Below are 17,499 nucleotides of genomic sequence, written 5' to 3' on the forward strand. Positions count from 1 at the left end.
TTATTGTAGACTGGCGGAGCGAAAAGTTATGACCACAAGCCATGTCGCTCCAGATATATGTCTGGAGCTGGAGACAATAAATGCCGAGCAGTGTAGATTGCGATAGACCCGGGATCTCTGCACCCCCTATTCCATTTCCCTTCGGATTTGCTCCAGCATATCGCCGGCAAACGCGATGAGTTCATCCGGTTCGGAATCCGCAGATTTCTGAGCTCCGCCACTATACTGATGCTAGGCACGTTCTATAATCCGATGATACTTGGTAGGAAGCGTGCGCAGCCCCCATTCACCGCCTTTTTGTTTGGAGGAAACCACGCCTTCCTTCAGATAGTACAGCACTCGGCACAGGTTTAGCGTGTAGTACATAGGAGAGTCAGTGATGTCTTGTACCGCACCCTCCACGTCATGGAGAATGGCTTGTATGTAATGCTGCCGGTCAACGTGGGTAAAGATCTCTTGAACGGGTTTGCCGTATAGGGCAATGCCCCGATGAAAAATCACGGTGTAATGGGCGGCCAGGTCGGCGTCTTGGAATCCGCCGCATAGGTAATCGTCTTCGGTCAGGTATTTCTCGCGATGAAAGGCGGAATAGTGGAACTCGAATGGAGGCGGATAGACGAGCTCCTGCAGACTGGATTCGAGGACTAGGCTCAGCTCCAACCCCTGTCGATTGAGCATTCCATCGTGGAACGTTATGATTTTTTTGGCCAGCCGTCTCATATGATCCCGGGTAAGCTTGTCCGCTACCACGAGCAGCAGATCGATATCGCTTGTGTCCGGGTTGAAGCAGCCCATAGCTAACGAGCCATGTAAGTAAATGCCGACCAGATTGTCGCCGAGCTCCTCCTTAAACAAGTCGACCGCTTGATCCAAAACCCATTGCATGTCCACTCGCCCCCCACCTTTCACCCTGTAAGATATTTATCCATTATGTTCGGGAATTCTTTCCTTTGTCAATCTATTGATCCGTTCGTCCGTTTATAGTTGGAATTGGGGAGAGGGAGTCTAATAAAGCAAGCAGGGGATCTGAACGTACATATCGAAGTGAACACGTGACTATGTTTTATATTGAAAGGACGGAGTTATGAACATTTTTCATGCTGACCAACCAAGTCATATTGAAGTATATGCAATCAAGAATTCGGACCAAATTCACGATGAGATGTTCCGTGCCTTGTTCAAGACGTTATCGCCCGATCGACAGGATTATGTATCCAAACTCAGAAGAGCGAGCGATTATCAGCGATCAGTACTTGGTGATGCCATGGTCCATCGAATCCTTCGGGATAAGCTGGGACTTGATCCGATGCATATGGAAATCATAAGAAACGCATATGGCAAGCCGTTCTTAAAGGAGCATGACAACCTGCATTTTAACATCTCCCATTCCGGGCATTGGATTGTATGCGCCGTTAGCAGCACGCCGGTCGGGATTGACGTGGAGAAAATGGAGGCGATCGATATGGATATCGCCAAACGCTATTTTCATATAACCGAGTTTAACGCGCTGTTAGACTGTGATCCTTCCGTCCGGCTTTCGCGCTTCTTTGATCTATGGACGTTAAAGGAAAGCTATATCAAGGCCGTTGGCAAAGGCCTGCATTTGCCGTTGGATTCTTTTGCATTGGAGCTGCAAGGAAGCGGGTGGGCACCTGTGCTTGGCGAGGACGGAGAGACCTACTATTTTAAACAGTATGCGGTGGAAGAAGGTTACAAGCTGTCGGTGTGCGGCATTAGCCGTCATTTCCCTGAGGATGTCCAATTCGTAACCGCTGAGGAGTTATGAGTTACGAGATATAAGTTATGAACGGGACCGGGAAAAACCAGCCCAAGGACGGTGCCCTTGAGCTGGTTTCTTGGCGTTCTATAATAGAGGTGGATCAGACAGGGCGCAGTGCCGGCCATGCCAGCTCGATGCCTTCACTGACGAGCTTTTGCTGGAAGCTGGCGAGTCTTTCTTCGTCGTTCCGGACTTCCGTCGGCAGAATATCATGGTCCAGGCAGTAGCTGAGACAATATCCGGCGGCCTCGCCGATGTTCCATTCTACGGGATGCAGCCGGTAGCAGCCATTGGTAATGTGGGTGACCCCGATGTTTTTGCTGGCAGCCAGCACATTCTTCATCCGTTTCGGAATTAAGCTGCCCAGCGGGATTTGGAACGGCAGGGACGAGATATCAATGTATGGGCGCTCGCCCGTGCTCGGATGCAGATCGATCCGGTAACAGCCGATACCGACGGAATCAGGGAACGTTTCCGAAGCGCCGTCCGGCCGCGATTCGGTTGCCACATGCTGCTCCAGGACCGTGAACTCGGCCTGAATTCTTCTCGCCTCACGGATGTAAGGATACATGGCCATCCCGTCTTCCGTTCCGACCACATCGGGACGCAGGCGAAGTCCGGGATAACCCTTCCCGCCATCCGGCCGCGGCACCTCGGTCTGCAGCCAATACAGCAGGGACAAGCTAAGCTGTTTGGCTTGATAGATATGATGGTCGACCTCTTCCTTCGGAACATCGATAATGGAGCCCAGCCAGTAGTCGTTTTGCGGCCAGTTCACAAGCGATACCGAGCTTTCGAACGTACCTTCCGCGAAATGTTTCGGGTCCAGGATTTGCCGGTATTGATAGAGCGGAAACTTACCGTGTCCCGGAAAGATCTCATACTCGACCGGCTCATTTGTGGACGGCTTGACGGCGGTCAGGCTTAACAGCTTATCCGGCCAGAAATCGGGTTTATATTCCCGCCAAAAATCGTAAAGGGCAGGCTTCTCGATCGTGTGGTCCTCCCCCTCCAGATAATCCACGGCAAAACAATACGTAAAGCCCTGCATGTCCTGCGGTAGCGGATCGCCGTCAACGGCATGCGGTTCCCCTGTTTGGGATTTGGACTCGGCGCCGGTAACATATTCGATGCCCGCCAGCGGAAGCAAATCGCCGAGCTCGGTGGCATCCACGAAGAACGGAGCGTGAAGCGTAATTTGATCCTGCGTCTCAAGATGACGAACGGTTACGTTGTTCACGCGATCCCCTGAAACGTCGGCAGACTCTGGCGCATATTGATAGAGGATCTTAAGCCGACCGCTGTGAATGTACGGGGCCAGCATTTGTTGCAGGACGGCGAGGGCCGTGCGCGGCTCATGGCACAGCCGGCTCACGATGCCGCTGCCGGGGTTTAATTGCACATTGGATCTTGCCTTGGGAGTCATGGGGAAGTAATCGCGATAGTACTGGCGGACGCCTTCGCGGAACTGCCGGTAGCTGCGCGTGCAACCAAAGGATTCAATCCACGGATGCTCGTCGGGCGGAACCGCCTGGCTGGTTAGCTGTCCCCCGATCCAAGTGGTCTCCTCGGTCATGATGACCGTCTTTCCTGATTTAGCGGCGGCAAGCGCAGCGGCAGTTCCCCCTGTCCCGCCGCCGAGAATGACGATATCGGCCTGCATTTCTCGTATCATTGACAGATTCTCCTTTTGGGATAGTTTCATAAATGATCCACAAGATAGCACCACAAACAAGTGACTATTCTAATTGTAGATTCTCTCCTGCAGGAAAAGTACGGGACACAGGTGACCTTTTTTGGTAATCTGATGCCGTTTTTTAAGGCTTATTGTCCGGTTTTGTATTTGCTGCGATATTGTCCGGGCGTCATCCCCTCCAGCTTGCGGAAGGAGCGGATAAAGTTCTGCGAATTGTTGTAACTTAGCTTCTCCGCAATATCCTTAATGGGCATGTCGGTTTCGACAAGCCATTTCTTGGACATTTTGAAGCGGTACTGGGACAGGTATTCGCTGAAGGACATATTGGTTTCTTTTTTGAACACGCTGCTAAGATAAAAATTGTTGTAATGGAGGCGGGAAGCACATTCCTCGAGTGTAATATTGCGATCAAACTCATTGCGGATAATCTCGATCATCTGCTCGGAAAGATTCTGGTATTGAGAGTCCTGGCGATCCCGGAATACACTAACCATCGGCCGGATGATGCGTGATTTAAACCAGCTTTCGATATCGTGATTGGTGTAGAGCCGAAGAAGCTCCTCCACGAGAGAGCTGTCCCGGATGTCGAGCTGCTCGAGCATGATCCCGTTCTCCTGCATTACGATCATCAAATCATTTAACAGCCGGATGAGCGAGATTTGATAATCATGCGGGGTCCGATCCTTCCGAAACACTTCGAGCAGCCACTGCTTTAGAAGCTCCACTGCTCGATCTTCATCAGCCAGCTTGATGGCATCAATCAGCTCGTTCTCCACCTGCATCGGGTAGAAATAGACCCGGGTGTGCTTGCCCGAGTTCAGGCTGAAATAAGGGATAATGACACCGGTTCCCAGCTTGATGCGGTGTTTAAGGGCTTCGAGCCCTTCCTGGTACGCGCGTGCCGTTTTGGATAGGTTCTCGTAAGGCAGACTGATGCCGATGCTGACCTCCAGATCGAGAACACTGCGCGTCGTCTTCTGGATCTCCTCCGATAATGTGTAGATATAGTCATTGAATTCTTCCAGCGTGATGCCGCCTCGTCCGATGAGCGTAACCTGCGTGAGATCGATAATGACAGAGGGGAGGCGATGGGAGGAGGGGATCATCTCCTCGATAATATTGTTGATGGCAAACAGCAGCAGGTCACTATCCTTGCGCTCATAGCGGGTTTCGTCCAGCATGTCGATCTGGAGGGTGAATACCGCCAGATGCTCCCAAGCGGATATTTGCTCCTTGAAGCCAAACAGCTCGATCTGCTCCATGACTTCGGGCGGACTACTCTTGCCCAAAAACAGCTTTTGGAGGAAAAAGGTGCGCACCTGCTGGCTCGTCTGCCGAAGCTCGCTGCGGAGCTTCGTGTTTGAATTGAACATATCCCGGATATGCTCATCGATGATTTGCAGCTCGCTCTTTTTGTTGGCTTGGATTTCTGGCAGACGCTCCACGATATTTTCAAAAATGTGCCGGATTGGCGTGTACATCTTCCGCGTTCCAAGCCATACCAGCAGAATGCTGAAACCGATCATCAGCATGCAGATATACAGCGTAAACCAGCCGATGGAGCGGGACTCCTTGGTAATGGCGGACATTTCGGTAAAGGAGGCATACAACCAGCCGTTAAAATCGGACCGGACGAACGTTACGGACACCGGCTTGTTGTCAATCTTCGTCTCGAACTGCCCCGATTTACTGTCAAAATGGTCCAGCTCCGTCTCCGCATACCCGGTATCGGTCAGATATTGCCCGAGCTTTCCTTGCTCGGGATGTACAACGATCCGGTAATTATGGTCCAGAACCATCACCTCCCGGGTTTCGGAAGGGGTATCCATCATAGCCGCAAGACTGCAGCTGGGAATGGTGGCGAGTGCGACACCCCGGGCGCTGGAGGAGGAGAGCGGCATTTTCTTCACCAGCGCAATCGTGTAGGGGCAGGCATAACTGAGCGTATCGCTGGACCCGAGAGATTCCGTCTCGAGCATCACCCAATTGGAGTTCCCTTGAAGCTCCATGAGTGTCAACAGCGCATCCTTGGAAGCGTATTCATTAAATTTGTACATGCCCCGGTTATTGATCAGCCAGTTGGTTGTCGTGTTCGCAAGGATGACGTCTGTAACCTTGGTCTCCGGAGATTGCAGCAGACTCATCTCTTCTCTCAGTTTGTTATACAATTGGAAGTCATAATAGGACAGGGGCCGATACAACGCGCTTTGCAGAATATTGGAATTAATGACGTAATTCAGTGTATAATCCACAGTCCGCAGCACCTGTTCGAGATTGCTGTTCGTTTGATTCATAATCTGGATATTGCTGCTGTTGACGTGATTTTGGACGGAGGTGGATGATTTCATGAACGAGAAGAAGCCGAGGGCCACGAGAGGAATGATGCTGATGAAACAGCCGTACAGGACCATTTTAGAATAAAAGCTACTTTTTGGATGCAATAGGTACACCTTCCTGTTTAACAAAGTGTATAATCATTGTATGGGCAACCCGGGTTACATTCAATAATCATTTCAAAAAGAATAATCACTGTATTTGATCATCACGGTTTGTCATGAAAAAAGATGTACATATGTTAGGATCATCCCAAACACACGGGATCCGCAAGAAACATGGGGGAACGGAGGTAGAACGGATTGATGACCCGTCTGTCAAACTATGTCATTCTTACGCTTGCTATCCTGATGGTGTCGGCCGCGTGCATCAGCATGGCACGATCATCGGGAGCGGATGGCGGAAGTACGTCTTCTGATCGCAAAACCAGCATTTCAATTATGGCCAACCTGCACACCACCGAGGTTCCCTCCGATCGGATCGAGAAATGGATCGAGGAAAAAACGGGCGTGCAGCTTAACATTCAGTGGGTACCCGACGGGAGTTACGATGAGAAGGTGTTTGCTTCGCTTGCAACAGGGACTTTGCCGCAAGCGCTGTATCTGAAGAATGCCGCATCCTTATCCTATTTCAGGGATGAGATTCGGAGCGGGCTATTCTGGGAAATCGGCCCGTATCTTAAGGACTATCCGAATTTGCAGAGATTGAAGCCCGAGGTTTTGAAGAATACGGCCATCGACGGTAAACTCTACAGCCTGTACCAGGAGCGAGCCTTAGCCCGTTCAGGCATCATTTACCGTAAGGACTGGGCAGATCGCCTGGGGCTATCGGCACCGGAAACGCTTGATGATTTATATGAAATGTTGAAAGGGTTTACATATAACGATCCGGACAATAACGGTATCGATGACACCATCGGTTTGACGGATCGCAACGATTTAATCTACGGGGCTTTCAAGACAATCAGCTCCTATTATGGAACACCGAACAATTGGGGATGGTATAACGATTCATTGCAGCCGGAATTCGTCTTTCCGAAATATATGGAAACGATGAAGTTCTTCAAGAAGCTTCATAACGAAGGACTGATCAATGAAGACTTCCCGATTACCAGCAAGACCGACCAGCTGGAGCTATTCGTAACGGGAAAAGCCGGGGTTTATATCGGCGCGATGGGAGATGTCCTGTCCCTGGAGTCAAGGCTGCTGGCGAATGATCCCAAGGCAGTGCTGGACGTTCACAATCGGGTTCTCGGGCCGGAAGGGTACGGGATATGGGCTTCGCAGGGGTACGGGACGGTGATTCTGTTTCCGAAGTCCGCGATTGCTACGGAAGAGGAGTTGAAGAGCGTACTCTCCTTCTATGACGCGCTGATGAGTCCTGAACTTGCAAACCTGATGTATTGGGGAATCGAAGGGATCCATTATACCGTTCAGAATGGCAAAGCGATGGCGGTGGATGCCTTTGAATTAAGGGAAAAGGATGTAAAGCCCTATCAGGCTTTGATGGCCGGAGGATTCAGCACCATACCGGGCATGCTGCAGCCGGTTAACACGAATCAGGTTAAGGATAAAGCCGAGCGGCTGATTTACGATAATGAGAGTTTCCTCATTTACGATCCCACCGCACCGCTGGAGTCTCCAATGTATAACGAAATTGGCGTCAGGTTGAATGAACGCATACGGGATGCCACCTATCAATTTATGTTAGGAATGATCGATGAGCAGGGTTTCGAGGCCGAGATCGACCGTTGGCTGGAAGAGGGGGGCAGGCAGATTATCGAGGAATATAATGCTTCCTACCGAAGCACGGTCGGACCCTATTTACATGATAAATACCGCTAGGGGATTAATGTCCCCGGCGGTATTTTTGTTTTGCAATGCGTGAGCGATCTCATTGACAACATAATCATTAGATTTGATTCCGCAGCATTAAATGTCGGGCGTGACCGAACTCTCCATATCCAATCTCAGGATTATATACGTACCGGGCTTCCCTCAACTAAGCTGTTTCTTGTCAGTCCCTATTCAAATTTAAAACGGAGGTCAGAAGATGAAGAAGAAGAAAGCCAGTACCATCCTGGCAATTGTAACCGCTTTATCCGTGTTGGCTGGCTGTGGCGGCAACTCCGCCCCTGCAGCAACCGGCAGCTCAAACGGAAGTTCGGCCCAAGGCGAGAACAAGAACGAACCGGTATCCATCTCGATTATGGCCAACCTCCATACCCCTGAAGTTCCCTCCGACATGATTGAGAAGCTGCTGGAAGAGAAAACGGGCACCAAGCTCGACATTCAGTGGGTGCCGGACGGCACTTATGATGAAAAGGTCAATGCCTCCTTTGCAACCGGAACGCTGCCGCAGGTGACGTACCTGAAGAATGCCGCTTCGCTTGTGAATATGCGTGATGCGATCCGTAACGGGCAATTTTGGGAAATCGGGCCATTGCTGGATCAGTATCCGAACCTCAGCAAGCTGAAACCTGAAGTGTTAAAGAACACGGCGGTGGACGGCAAAATCTATGCGCTTTACCGTGAAGTGCCTTTGTCACGCCAGGGCATCATTTACCGCAAGGATTGGGCCGACAAGCTTGGGCTCAGCGCCCCGACCAATGTGGACGAATTCTATAATATGCTGAAGCAGTTCAAGGAGAAGGATCCTGACGGCAACGGCAAAGATGACACCATCCCGCTGACGGATCGAAATGACCTGATTTATGGCGCATTCAAAACGATAAGCTCGTGGCTCGGCACGCCGAATAACTGGGGCGAGAAGGACGGTAAGCTGGCTCCCGAATTTATGTTCTCCGAATATATGGAGACGATGAAATTCTTCAAGAAACTTCACCAGGAAGGTCTGATCAATCAGGATTTCCCGGTTACCAGCAAAACCGATCAACAAAATCTGTTCATTACCGGAAAGTCGGGCGTTTATATCGGAGCGATGGGGGACGTATCCAGCCTTCATCCCAAGGTCGTCGAAGTGAATCCGGATGCGGAGCTCGATGTTCAGAATAAAATCGAAGGTGGCCCGAATGGCTTCGGAATCTGGTCGGTTCCCGGCTATGGCTCGGTGATTCTCTTTCCGAAAACAGCGATCAAATCGGAAGAAGAGCTAAAGGATGTGCTTGCCTTCATGGATCAGTTGATGAGTACGGAACTTGGCAACCTCATCTATTGGGGGGTTGAAGGACAGCATCACAAGCTGGAGGAAGGCAAGGTGATCCCTTCGGAAGACACGAAGCTGACTGATCGCGAAGTGAAGCCTTATCAAGCCATGCAGGTCGGTGGACCGTTAACGATTGAAGGATTTTATGAGGCGAAGCATATGCTCCCGGTCAAAGCGAAATCCGAGGAAATGATTATGGAGAATAATGAATACCTCATAGAGGATCCTTCGGCTTCACTGGATTCCAAGACATTTAACGAAAAGGGCGTACAGCTGCAGGAGATGATTAAAGACGGCACGTATCGATTTATGCTTGGTGATATCGATGAGGCCGGATTCCAGGCTGTGGTGGATAACTGGCTTAAGAGCGGCGGTCAGCAAATCATCGATGAGTTCAACGTTTCCTACGAATCTTCCAAATAATGAACAAGCCAGCATCCCGAACGGCCGGAGACTGCAATGCTGCAGTCTCCGGCAGGCTTCGGGACAGAAAGGAAGTCTGAGATCATGAGCGAAACCGCAGTGAAGACCGGGTTGAGCAAGAGCGCCCGTAAAATACCGGAGACCGGTCGAATGAGAAGAATAATAAAAAACCGGGCGATCTACCTCATGATTCTTCCGGGATTTTTATACTTCCTGATCTTTAAATATATCCCGATGTCGGGATTGATCATAGCCTTCCAGGATTATCAGGCTTATCTCGGCGTTACGGGAAGCCCCTGGGTGGGGCTCAAGCATTTTGAACGGCTGTTTACCGAGCCGATGTTTTTCACGATTTTGGGCAACACGCTGCTGCTGTTTTTCTTGAACCTGGCATTCTATTTTCCGGTGCCGATCATTCTTGCCTTAATGCTCAACGAGGTTCGGCGCGAAGTGTTTAAACGATTTATCCAGACGCTGGTGTACATTCCCCACTTCATGTCTTGGGTTATCATCGTATCCATTTCGTTTGTCATGTTATCGATGGATCGCGGCATCATTAATGAATTGCTGGTTATGGCCGGATTCGAAAAAATCAATTTTCTGATGAGCAGCGAATGGTTCCGGCCGATGTATGTCCTGCAGATTATCTGGCGGGAGGCAGGCTGGGGAACAATCATCTATTTGGCTGCCATGGCGGCGATTGATCCCGGCCTATACGAAGCGTCACGGATTGACGGGGCCAGCCGCTTTCGGCAAATGTGGCATATTACGCTTCCTTCGATTCGAAGCGTGATCGTCGTTTTGTTGATTTTGAAAATCGGCGACGTGCTGGAACTTGGGTTCGAACATATCTATCTCCTCTTAAACTCGATGAACCGGGATGTGGCGGAGATATTCGATACGTATGTTTATACCGCAGGTCTTAAGCAAGGTCAGTTCAGCTTCAGTACGGCGGTCGGGTTCTTTAAATCGCTGATCGGTCTCATTCTGGTAATGCTGGCCAATTGGCTGGCCAAAAAAGCCGGAGAAGAAGGCATCTATTAACTACAGAAAGGTGGACCGCTATGGTACAAGATAAAACGATATCGAGCCGAATCTTCGATATCGTGAATTATACGCTGCTGTTGATCATTGGCCTGGTTACCATCCTGCCTTTCCTTCATGTCATCGCCGGATCCTTCACAACAGTGACGGAGCTGGCGCAGAAGCAGTTTGTCCTGTTTCCGACCGTTTGGTCCCTTGATGCTTACAAATATGTGTTTTCAACCAATACGGTATTTCGCTCGCTTGGCGTTTCCGTTGGCGTCACCTTCTTAGGCACCTTGTTCAGCATGCTGTTAACCTGCTTGATGGCCTACGGGCTGTCGCGCAAGGATCTGGATGGCCGAAATTTCATCATGTTCATGGTCTTGTTCACGATGCTGTTCAGCGGCGGAATGATCCCAACGTTTCTCGTGGTGAAGGAGATGGGGCTGATCGATACGTATGCGGCCCTGATTGTCCCGACGGCGATCAATGCCTTCAATCTTATCATCATGCGAAACTTCTTTCAGAACCTGCCTGAGGGACTGGAGGAATCCGCGAAGATCGACGGGGCCGGCGATTGGGGCATCCTGTTTCGAATCGTGATTCCGCTGTCGATGCCTGCCATTGCGACCATATCGCTCTTTTATGCGGTTACTTACTGGAACACGTATATGTCGGCGATTCTGTACCTGAATGATGCGGCCAAATGGCCGGTGCAGGTCATCCTGCGGCAGATCGTCATCCTGGCCAGCGGTTTGGCGGCGGACACCTCCGGCATGGACGAATTTGTCCGACCGCCGGAGCAAACGGTGAAGATGGCGGTCATCGTTATTGCTACGCTTCCGATTCTGTGCGTGTATCCGTTCCTGCAGAAGCATTTTGCGAAGGGTGCGCTGCTGGGTTCCATCAAGGGATAGAGAGGAGCGAAGGTTGGTGTTGGAAAAGAAACGATATGCGCCGATCATTGCCGGCAATTATGCGGACCCGTCGATCATCCGGGTCGGCGAGGATTATTACATGACGCATTCCTCCTACAAGCTGACGCCCGGGCTCGTCATCTGGCATTCGCGCGATTTGCTCAATTGGAGCCGAGTTGGGGCTGCGCTGCCCCACTACGAGGGAAATGTGTGGGCGCCGGATTTCGTAGTGCATAACGGGGTGTATTATATTTATTATCCGGCTGGGCGGACGAACTGGGTCGTTACCGCGTCGAGCCCGGCGGGACCGTGGAGCAAACCGATCAATCTGGGGATCAAGGGAATTGATCCGGGGCATACGGCAGGACCGGACGGGAAGCGTTATTTGCATATGTCAGGCGGTGATTTTGTAGAGCTTACGGCGGACGGACTCGCGGTCGCGGGTGAAGTCAGACATGTGTATAACGGCTGGCGGTATCCGGACGATTGGGTCGTGGAGGCATACAGCCTGGAGGGACCGAAAATTACCGTTCACGATGGTTATTACTATCTGACGGCAGCCGTCGGAGGGACGGCCGGTCCGCCTACAAGCCATATGGCCGTATCGTCAAGATCCAGAACGCCATGGGGGCCCTGGGAACACTCTCCGTACAACCCGATTATCCATACGGAATCCAGGGATGAACGCTGGTGGTCCAAAGGACACGCCTCGTTGATAGACTTGCCGGATGGCCAGTGGTGGATGGTCTACCATGCTTATGCCAATGGGTTCCATTCACTGGGCAGACAGACCTTGCTTGAACCGATCGAATGGACTTCCGATGGATGGTTTCGTGCTGCGGGAGGCCGTGAGAGACTTATTGACCAGTACGATGATCGGCCGCATGATGAAGGAGAAACCAATGCTGGGAATCAGGGAGCCTCATTCAGGGATTCCTTTGACGGTCCTGAGCTGGGTTTGCACTGGCAGTGCGAAGGCGTGGAGCCTTCTGCACGGTTCCGTCCGGGGAATCATGAATTGGTAGCCGAGGCCGCCTCCGAGGAGGCAAAAGCTTCTCCGCTGCTCTATATGGCGGGCCATAAGCGTTATTCAGCAGAGGTTGAGATCATCGTGGAGGGTCCGGCAGAAGGCCGCCTGCTCCTCTATTATAACGATGCGGCATATCTTGGTATGGGAGTCAACGAGCATGGAGTGCGGCATTTCCGGTCATTCAAGGGCTACGGCACGATGCAGAACCATACTCGCAGGGCTTTTTTGCGGTTGGTTAACGATGCGCATATCGTTTCATTCTATTACAGCTTCGATGGGGTGGAATGGATCCGGTATGACAAAGTGGCGGATGTTTCAGGATTCCATCACAACACGTTTGGCGGGTTTCAGAGCCTCCGCATCGGACTGGATGCCGTCGGCAAAGGCACGGTGATTTTTCGGGATTTTTCATATAACGCCATCAGCAGCTGAAAGAAGGGATAGGCCATGACAAAGGGATTAGAGAACATTCTGGAGGGGGGCGATAGGCTGTTTGAAGGTTTCTTCGAATGGCTCGAAGGACAATATGACGCTGCTTCCGGCGGTTTTTATTACGCCCGCAGTTCCAGGGATTCCGATGCGTTCACGCCGGACATCGAATCGACGGCACAAGCATTGGGCATTATCGAGCGCTGCGGACTTCGGCAAAGGCTGACCGATGGCATCAAGGCGGATCTTGTGCGTTTTTTCCAGTCCAAGCAAGACCCTGGGACGGGGTATTTCTATGATGCTGATCCCAAGATGAGAAAAGACGATGTGATGGTGGGCCGTGCACTTGGCTACAGCGTAGGAGCACTCCGAACATTGGGCGCATCCCCGTTGCATCCGCTGCCGGGCAATCGGAATAGGGCTCCGGCATACTGCCGTTCTCCTAAGGCTTATGCGGAGTGGCTGCGTTCCATCAGTCTTGCGAACAGCTGGCGCGGCTGCGACCGGCTGTGTAACTCAGCCCCCTATTTATATCAGATGACGCCGGGGGATCGGGAGTCGTTCTTATCTGAAGCCCTATCTTATTTTGCAAGTATACAAGACCCCGAAACCGGGTTGTGGGGTGAAGGCACTCCTTATGTGCGAATATCGGGAACCTTCAAGCTGTTGACGTTCTATAACCGGTTTCAGGTTCCTCTGCCACGGACGCCGGAAATATACCGATCCCTGCAGCACGCTTTGCGGAGCGAGAATGCCGTCGATATGTGTTACATTCGGAACCCGATCAGCCTTCTGACCTCGATGAAGCTGCGGATTCCGGAAGAGGACGTTCTGGAGATCGCGGAAATCACTTTGCGGAATATGGCGCGGCTCAAGCGGGCGGACGGCGGCTTTTCCAGGGAAATCGATCATTCCCCGCCGGCACCGAATGTGGCCCAAGTGAAGCAAGGTGAGTATTATCCTGACATGCCGGAGGCGGTTCCATTGGGCAAGGGTGAGGTTGAAGGGGACATGAATGCGGGAACACAGGCGATTCTTATCCGCTATTCGCTGCATGAGCTCGGGGGGCTGCAGGGACGAAAGCTGGATATTGCGGATTCTGTGTTCTCATCTCTACGAGCAGGTACGGGCAGATGATCTATGAGCCAGGACCTCTAGATGGTATTGGATCAGTCAGCCGGGATGACGCTCTGAATTTTTATGACTTGGATAATAGGAATACATAGCCACCTCGGCGAAGAAGTATAAAGGTTTTTTTATTTAATGAATCGATGAACACGTAAATTCGGTACTTGGATTAGCAGAGGAGGAGGATCATGGCGGAAATCGGCGTTTGGGAACAAGCGGAGCCCGGGGTGACAAGGAAGGTGTTTCAACCCGGAACGGGGCTGATGATGATGGAGGTGCATTTTGAAGAAGGGGCGGAAGGTGCATGGCATAGTCATCCCCATGAGCAGATGAGCTACTGCCTGAAGGGTGCCATCGAATTTTATATCAACGGTGAGACGACCCTGGTGCGGCAGGGTGATACCATCGTCATTCCCGGCGGGGCGGAGCATGGGGTAAAAGCTCTGGAACCTTCCGCTCTTTTGGATACGTTTACGCCGCTGAGACTGGATTTGCTTGGTCTCTGAGTGCCTAAAGCTAAAAGAAATGTTGAAGAAATGAATGAATAGACGACTGGATATGAAGACAGAAAGGAATGGATATGATGAATCTTTGGGAACAGAATATTCCAGGACAAGAATCGGTGGAAGAGAAGTTCACACCCTACATGACACCTTATCTATTACAAAATGAAACCCCTCACGGAGCCGTGCTTGTGCTTCCGGGGGGCGGGTACGAGCGGCGCGCGGATCATGAGGGTGATCCGATTGCCATGTGGCTGAATTCAATTGGGCTATCTGCCTTTGTCGTTCATTACCGTGTGGCCCCTTATCGCCATCCCTATCCGCTGGGCGATGCCCAGCGTGCAGTCCGGCTTGTAAGGCATCACGCCAAGGAGTGGAACATCGATCCGGATCGTATCGGAATCCTTGGGTTCTCGGCAGGCGGACATCTCGCGGCGAGCGCCAGCACTCATTTCGACGAAGGAAACCCGGAGGCCGTGGATGCTGTGGACCGGCAGAGCTCCCGCCCGAACGCTTCCATCCTGTGTTACCCGGTCATTTCTTTTAAGGATTATTACCATGAGGGCTCCATGTCTAGGCTGTTGGGAGAGAACCCGCCGGAAGAGTTGAGAAATGCGTTGTCGCTTGAGCTTGCGGTGAAACCGGAGACCCCTCCTTCCTTTCTATGGCATACCGCTGACGACGGCGCGGTTCCCGTTGAGAACAGCCTCATGTATGCCAAAGCGCTAAGCGAGCAGCGCATCCCGTTTGAGCTTCATGTTTTTCCGGAGGGCCGGCATGGTCTTGGTCTTGCGGAAGAAGATGCCAGTGTTTCGCAATGGACGGGCCTGTGCGCGGGCTGGCTGCAGAAGATCGGATTCCTGTCGCAAGCGGTCGTGCAGGGAAGGTAGGACTGAGCAGCATAACTTGAGAACTCATGCAAAAAACAAGCTCATCTGAAAAATTCAGATGAGCTTGTTCGCATAACCTAAAAATCAGGACCGGCCTCTAATCTCCTGTCGGAGGAACAGGACGTAAGAGATGGCGAAGCAGATCAGCGTGGCTGCGGTCAGTCCGGTAATTTGCGGCCAGACGAGCAGCAGGCTTTGACCAAACGGCAGCGGACTAGCGATGGCACCGTACACCTGCTCCTGCGTGAGTGGTCCGAGATTGCGGATGGACGGCATCAGCAGAGTGCTCGTTGCCTCATTAAACAGGGTATATGGCGACAGCCGGCCAAGCCAGAGCATCAGATTCTGATAGCTCATGACATCATGGGCCGTGGCTGAGGCAGAGTCCGGAGCCAATCCCCGTGCCAGCAATTGCAGGATCATATCAAAAAAGAAGCTGAAGAACAGCCAGACCGCAATGCTTGACAGGGCGGAAGTCGCCGGCTGGCGGAATCTTACGGAGAACATAATGGACAGATTCAGCCAGAAGCCAACGTAAAAAATGGTCACGACCAGAAAGCTGATGGTTCTCAAAAATTCCTCGAAGGTTGGCGGTATGCCGATAATCAGGGTGCCCAGCGCCATGGTCAGCAGCCCGAGCGTGATAAACATGATGCTAATCACGATCAGGGAAGCGGCGAACTTCGCATTGAGCAGGTCGTCGCGGTGAATCGGCTGGGCCATGATTCGGCTAAGCGTCCCTTTGTTCCGTTCACTGTTGATGGCATCAAAGCCCATGCCGATTCCGAGCAATGGACCTAAGAAACCGACAAATCCGATGAAGGTCGGAAGGGTTCCGTCCGAGAGGGTGAACAGCTTCAGGATGACAAAATCATCGACCCCGTTCTCCGAGCCGAGAGCTTCCCGGATGCTGTTCATAGCCGTATAAAGCGAAGCCACGCAGGTTAAGGCAATGATGCCCAGCAGTAATATGAAGCGCCAGCTCCGGATATGGTCCGCGATCTCTTTGCGGACCAGCACGCCGAAAGCAGAAGGCGTGGTCGATTTGACTAATTCTCCTGTCGCTGATTGACCGGGCGTGTTGGTTCGCTTGGAAAATGTTTTTTTGAAGTTTTCAGAGTAGGACTGCAGCCGGCGGCCAATGTCAGCCAGCTTATCCTGTACGCTCGGCGCTCTTCGCTCTGCCATGCTCATCACCTCCTGCAAAATAACGGTGGTAGATTTCATCCAAACCGTACTGCTGGCGGTTCAGCGAGAATAGCTGGACACCTGCATTCACAACCGTTCGGGCAATTTCAGGGCTGCAATCCTTATCGGCCCGGATCAGAATCTTAGCTGGAAGGTCTCTGATCCGGGTGTCCGCATGTTCAGCCGGATCGCTTTCGACAGCCGGAACCTCGATCAGGTGAACCCCTTCGATAGCGCTGATCTCATCACGCAATTCGGGCCGCAGCTCATCCAGCTCCACCGTGATCATAATCGGATCATCGGCGAACAGGGTCCGGGACAGCCCCTCGACATCCCCTTCGGCGAGAAGCCGTCCCCGCACGAACAGGCCGACGCGGTCGCAAATCTGCTGAACCTGGTGCAGTTGGTGGGACGATAGCAGTACGGTAAGGCCCTGCTCACGGCTTAGCTTCCGGATCAAACGCAGCAGCTCCTCCATTCCTGTTGGATCGATGCCCAAGGTCGGTTCATCGAGGATGATAATCTCCGGGGATTTCATCAAGACGTCCGCGAGTCCGAGCCGCTGCCGCATCCCGCGGGAATAGGCTCCTGTCTTCTTATGGGCTGCCTGCGTGAGCCCGACTTGCTCCAACAGCTCCAGTGCCCTTTCCCGGGCTTGGGAATCGGGGATTCGATTCAGCCGGGCCGTTAGCATCAGGTTCTCCAATCCAGTTCGGTCCTCGTGAAAGCCGACGTCATCAGGCAGGTATCCGACCCGCCGCTTGACCGGGATCGGTTCTCTTGTCGGATTGATGCCGAGCACGTTAATCGTTCCTGAATCCGGTTCGCTGAGTCCGAGCAGCATCAGGATCGTGGTGGACTTGCCCGCACCGTTCGGGCCGAGCAGACCGAAGATCTCGCCGCGTTTAATTTGGAGGGATAAACGGTCTACCGCCTTCGTTTCGTTGTAGCTCTTCGTTAATTCGTGAATGTCAATGACCGTATCCATCA

General features: G+C 52.0%; 14 protein-coding genes. 9 read left to right on the forward strand and 5 right to left on the reverse strand.

Annotation, left to right across the window (positions count from 1 at the left end):
• Positions 1 to 231: 231 nt before the first annotated feature.
• On the reverse strand, positions 232 to 885 hold the full coding sequence (locus tag BJP58_RS28625; protein WP_233355167.1) for an aminoglycoside adenylyltransferase domain-containing protein: 654 nt from the start codon (positions 883 to 885) through the stop codon (positions 232 to 234).
• Positions 886 to 1,084: 199 nt separating this feature from the next.
• Here BJP58_RS28625 and BJP58_RS33785 point away from each other — a divergent pair, with 199 nt between their 5' ends.
• On the forward strand, positions 1,085 to 1,786 hold the full coding sequence (locus tag BJP58_RS33785) for a 4'-phosphopantetheinyl transferase family protein (RefSeq protein WP_269468907.1): 702 nt from the start codon (positions 1,085 to 1,087) through the stop codon (positions 1,784 to 1,786).
• Positions 1,787 to 1,880: 94 nt separating this feature from the next.
• Here BJP58_RS33785 and BJP58_RS28635 read toward each other — a convergent pair whose 3' ends face one another.
• Positions 1,881 to 3,455: an FAD-dependent oxidoreductase gene (locus BJP58_RS28635; RefSeq protein WP_194541574.1), complete on the reverse strand. Its 1,575-nt coding sequence runs from the start codon at positions 3,453 to 3,455 to the stop codon at positions 1,881 to 1,883.
• A 149-nt stretch (positions 3,456 to 3,604) separates the two neighbouring features.
• Positions 3,605 to 5,917, reverse strand: coding sequence for a helix-turn-helix domain-containing protein (locus tag BJP58_RS28640; RefSeq protein ID WP_194541575.1), 2,313 nt, complete (start codon positions 5,915 to 5,917; stop codon positions 3,605 to 3,607).
• 198 nt (positions 5,918 to 6,115) lie between these two features.
• Between BJP58_RS28640 and BJP58_RS28645 the strand changes: the two genes are divergently transcribed.
• The 8 genes from BJP58_RS28645 to BJP58_RS28680 all read left to right on the forward strand — a co-directional run bounded on the left by BJP58_RS28645 (position 6,116) and on the right by BJP58_RS28680 (position 15,321).
• Positions 6,116 to 7,654, forward strand: coding sequence for an extracellular solute-binding protein (locus BJP58_RS28645; RefSeq protein WP_071222844.1), 1,539 nt, complete (start codon positions 6,116 to 6,118; stop codon positions 7,652 to 7,654).
• A gap of 208 nt (positions 7,655 to 7,862) precedes the next feature.
• Positions 7,863 to 9,398, forward strand: a complete 1,536-nt coding sequence (locus tag BJP58_RS28650) for an extracellular solute-binding protein (protein WP_071222845.1) — start codon at positions 7,863 to 7,865, stop codon at positions 9,396 to 9,398.
• Between the two features lie 150 nt (positions 9,399 to 9,548).
• Positions 9,549 to 10,442, forward strand: a complete 894-nt coding sequence (locus BJP58_RS28655; protein WP_233355169.1) for an ABC transporter permease — start codon at positions 9,549 to 9,551, stop codon at positions 10,440 to 10,442.
• 20 nt (positions 10,443 to 10,462) lie between these two features.
• Positions 10,463 to 11,341: a carbohydrate ABC transporter permease gene (locus tag BJP58_RS28660; protein ID WP_194541576.1), complete on the forward strand. Its 879-nt coding sequence runs from the start codon at positions 10,463 to 10,465 to the stop codon at positions 11,339 to 11,341.
• A 19-nt stretch (positions 11,342 to 11,360) separates the two neighbouring features.
• Positions 11,361 to 12,803, forward strand: coding sequence for a family 43 glycosylhydrolase (locus BJP58_RS28665; RefSeq protein WP_194545096.1), 1,443 nt, complete (start codon positions 11,361 to 11,363; stop codon positions 12,801 to 12,803).
• Between the two features lie 15 nt (positions 12,804 to 12,818).
• Positions 12,819 to 13,937, forward strand: coding sequence for a hypothetical protein (locus tag BJP58_RS28670; RefSeq protein WP_194541577.1), 1,119 nt, complete (start codon positions 12,819 to 12,821; stop codon positions 13,935 to 13,937).
• Between the two features lie 179 nt (positions 13,938 to 14,116).
• Positions 14,117 to 14,434 carry a cupin domain-containing protein gene (locus BJP58_RS28675; RefSeq protein ID WP_194541578.1) on the forward strand — a complete coding sequence of 106 codons (318 nt, stop codon included), beginning with the start codon at positions 14,117 to 14,119 and terminating at the stop codon, positions 14,432 to 14,434.
• Between the two features lie 77 nt (positions 14,435 to 14,511).
• A complete protein-coding gene (locus BJP58_RS28680) occupies positions 14,512 to 15,321 on the forward strand; it encodes an alpha/beta hydrolase (RefSeq protein WP_194545097.1) in 810 nt (269 codons plus the stop codon).
• An 84-nt stretch (positions 15,322 to 15,405) separates the two neighbouring features.
• Here BJP58_RS28680 and BJP58_RS28685 read toward each other — a convergent pair whose 3' ends face one another.
• On the reverse strand, positions 15,406 to 16,509 hold the full coding sequence (locus BJP58_RS28685; RefSeq protein ID WP_199341190.1) for an ABC transporter permease: 1,104 nt from the start codon (positions 16,507 to 16,509) through the stop codon (positions 15,406 to 15,408).
• A complete protein-coding gene (locus BJP58_RS28690; protein ID WP_194545098.1) occupies positions 16,475 to 17,497 on the reverse strand; it encodes an ABC transporter ATP-binding protein in 1,023 nt (340 codons plus the stop codon). The genes BJP58_RS28685 and BJP58_RS28690 overlap by 35 nt, the downstream gene beginning before the upstream one ends.
• Between the last annotated feature and the right edge of the window lie 2 nt (positions 17,498 to 17,499).

The sequence above is a fragment of the Paenibacillus sp. JZ16 genome (assembly GCF_015326965.1).
GTDB lineage: Bacteria > Bacillota > Bacilli > Paenibacillales > Paenibacillaceae > Paenibacillus_AQ.

Excerpts from the sequence above, each read along its gene's own strand:
- BJP58_RS28625 (WP_233355167.1), bottom strand. The coding sequence starts at position 885 with ATGCAATGGGTTTTGGATCAAGCGGTCGACTTGTTTAAGGAGGAGCTC.
- BJP58_RS33785 (WP_269468907.1), top strand. The coding sequence starts at position 1,085 with ATGAACATTTTTCATGCTGACCAACCAAGTCATATTGAAGTATATGCA.
- BJP58_RS28635 (WP_194541574.1), bottom strand. The coding sequence starts at position 3,455 with ATGATACGAGAAATGCAGGCCGATATCGTCATTCTCGGCGGCGGGACA.
- BJP58_RS28645 (WP_071222844.1), top strand. The coding sequence starts at position 6,116 with ATGACCCGTCTGTCAAACTATGTCATTCTTACGCTTGCTATCCTGATG.
- BJP58_RS28650 (WP_071222845.1), top strand. The coding sequence starts at position 7,863 with ATGAAGAAGAAGAAAGCCAGTACCATCCTGGCAATTGTAACCGCTTTA.
- BJP58_RS28655 (WP_233355169.1), top strand. The coding sequence starts at position 9,549 with ATGAGAAGAATAATAAAAAACCGGGCGATCTACCTCATGATTCTTCCG.
- BJP58_RS28660 (WP_194541576.1), top strand. The coding sequence starts at position 10,463 with ATGGTACAAGATAAAACGATATCGAGCCGAATCTTCGATATCGTGAAT.
- BJP58_RS28670 (WP_194541577.1), top strand. The coding sequence starts at position 12,819 with ATGACAAAGGGATTAGAGAACATTCTGGAGGGGGGCGATAGGCTGTTT.
- BJP58_RS28675 (WP_194541578.1), top strand. The coding sequence starts at position 14,117 with ATGGCGGAAATCGGCGTTTGGGAACAAGCGGAGCCCGGGGTGACAAGG.
- BJP58_RS28680 (WP_194545097.1), top strand. The coding sequence starts at position 14,512 with ATGAATCTTTGGGAACAGAATATTCCAGGACAAGAATCGGTGGAAGAG.
- BJP58_RS28685 (WP_199341190.1), bottom strand. The coding sequence starts at position 16,509 with ATGGCAGAGCGAAGAGCGCCGAGCGTACAGGATAAGCTGGCTGACATT.
- BJP58_RS28690 (WP_194545098.1), bottom strand. The coding sequence starts at position 17,497 with ATGGATACGGTCATTGACATTCACGAATTAACGAAGAGCTACAACGAA.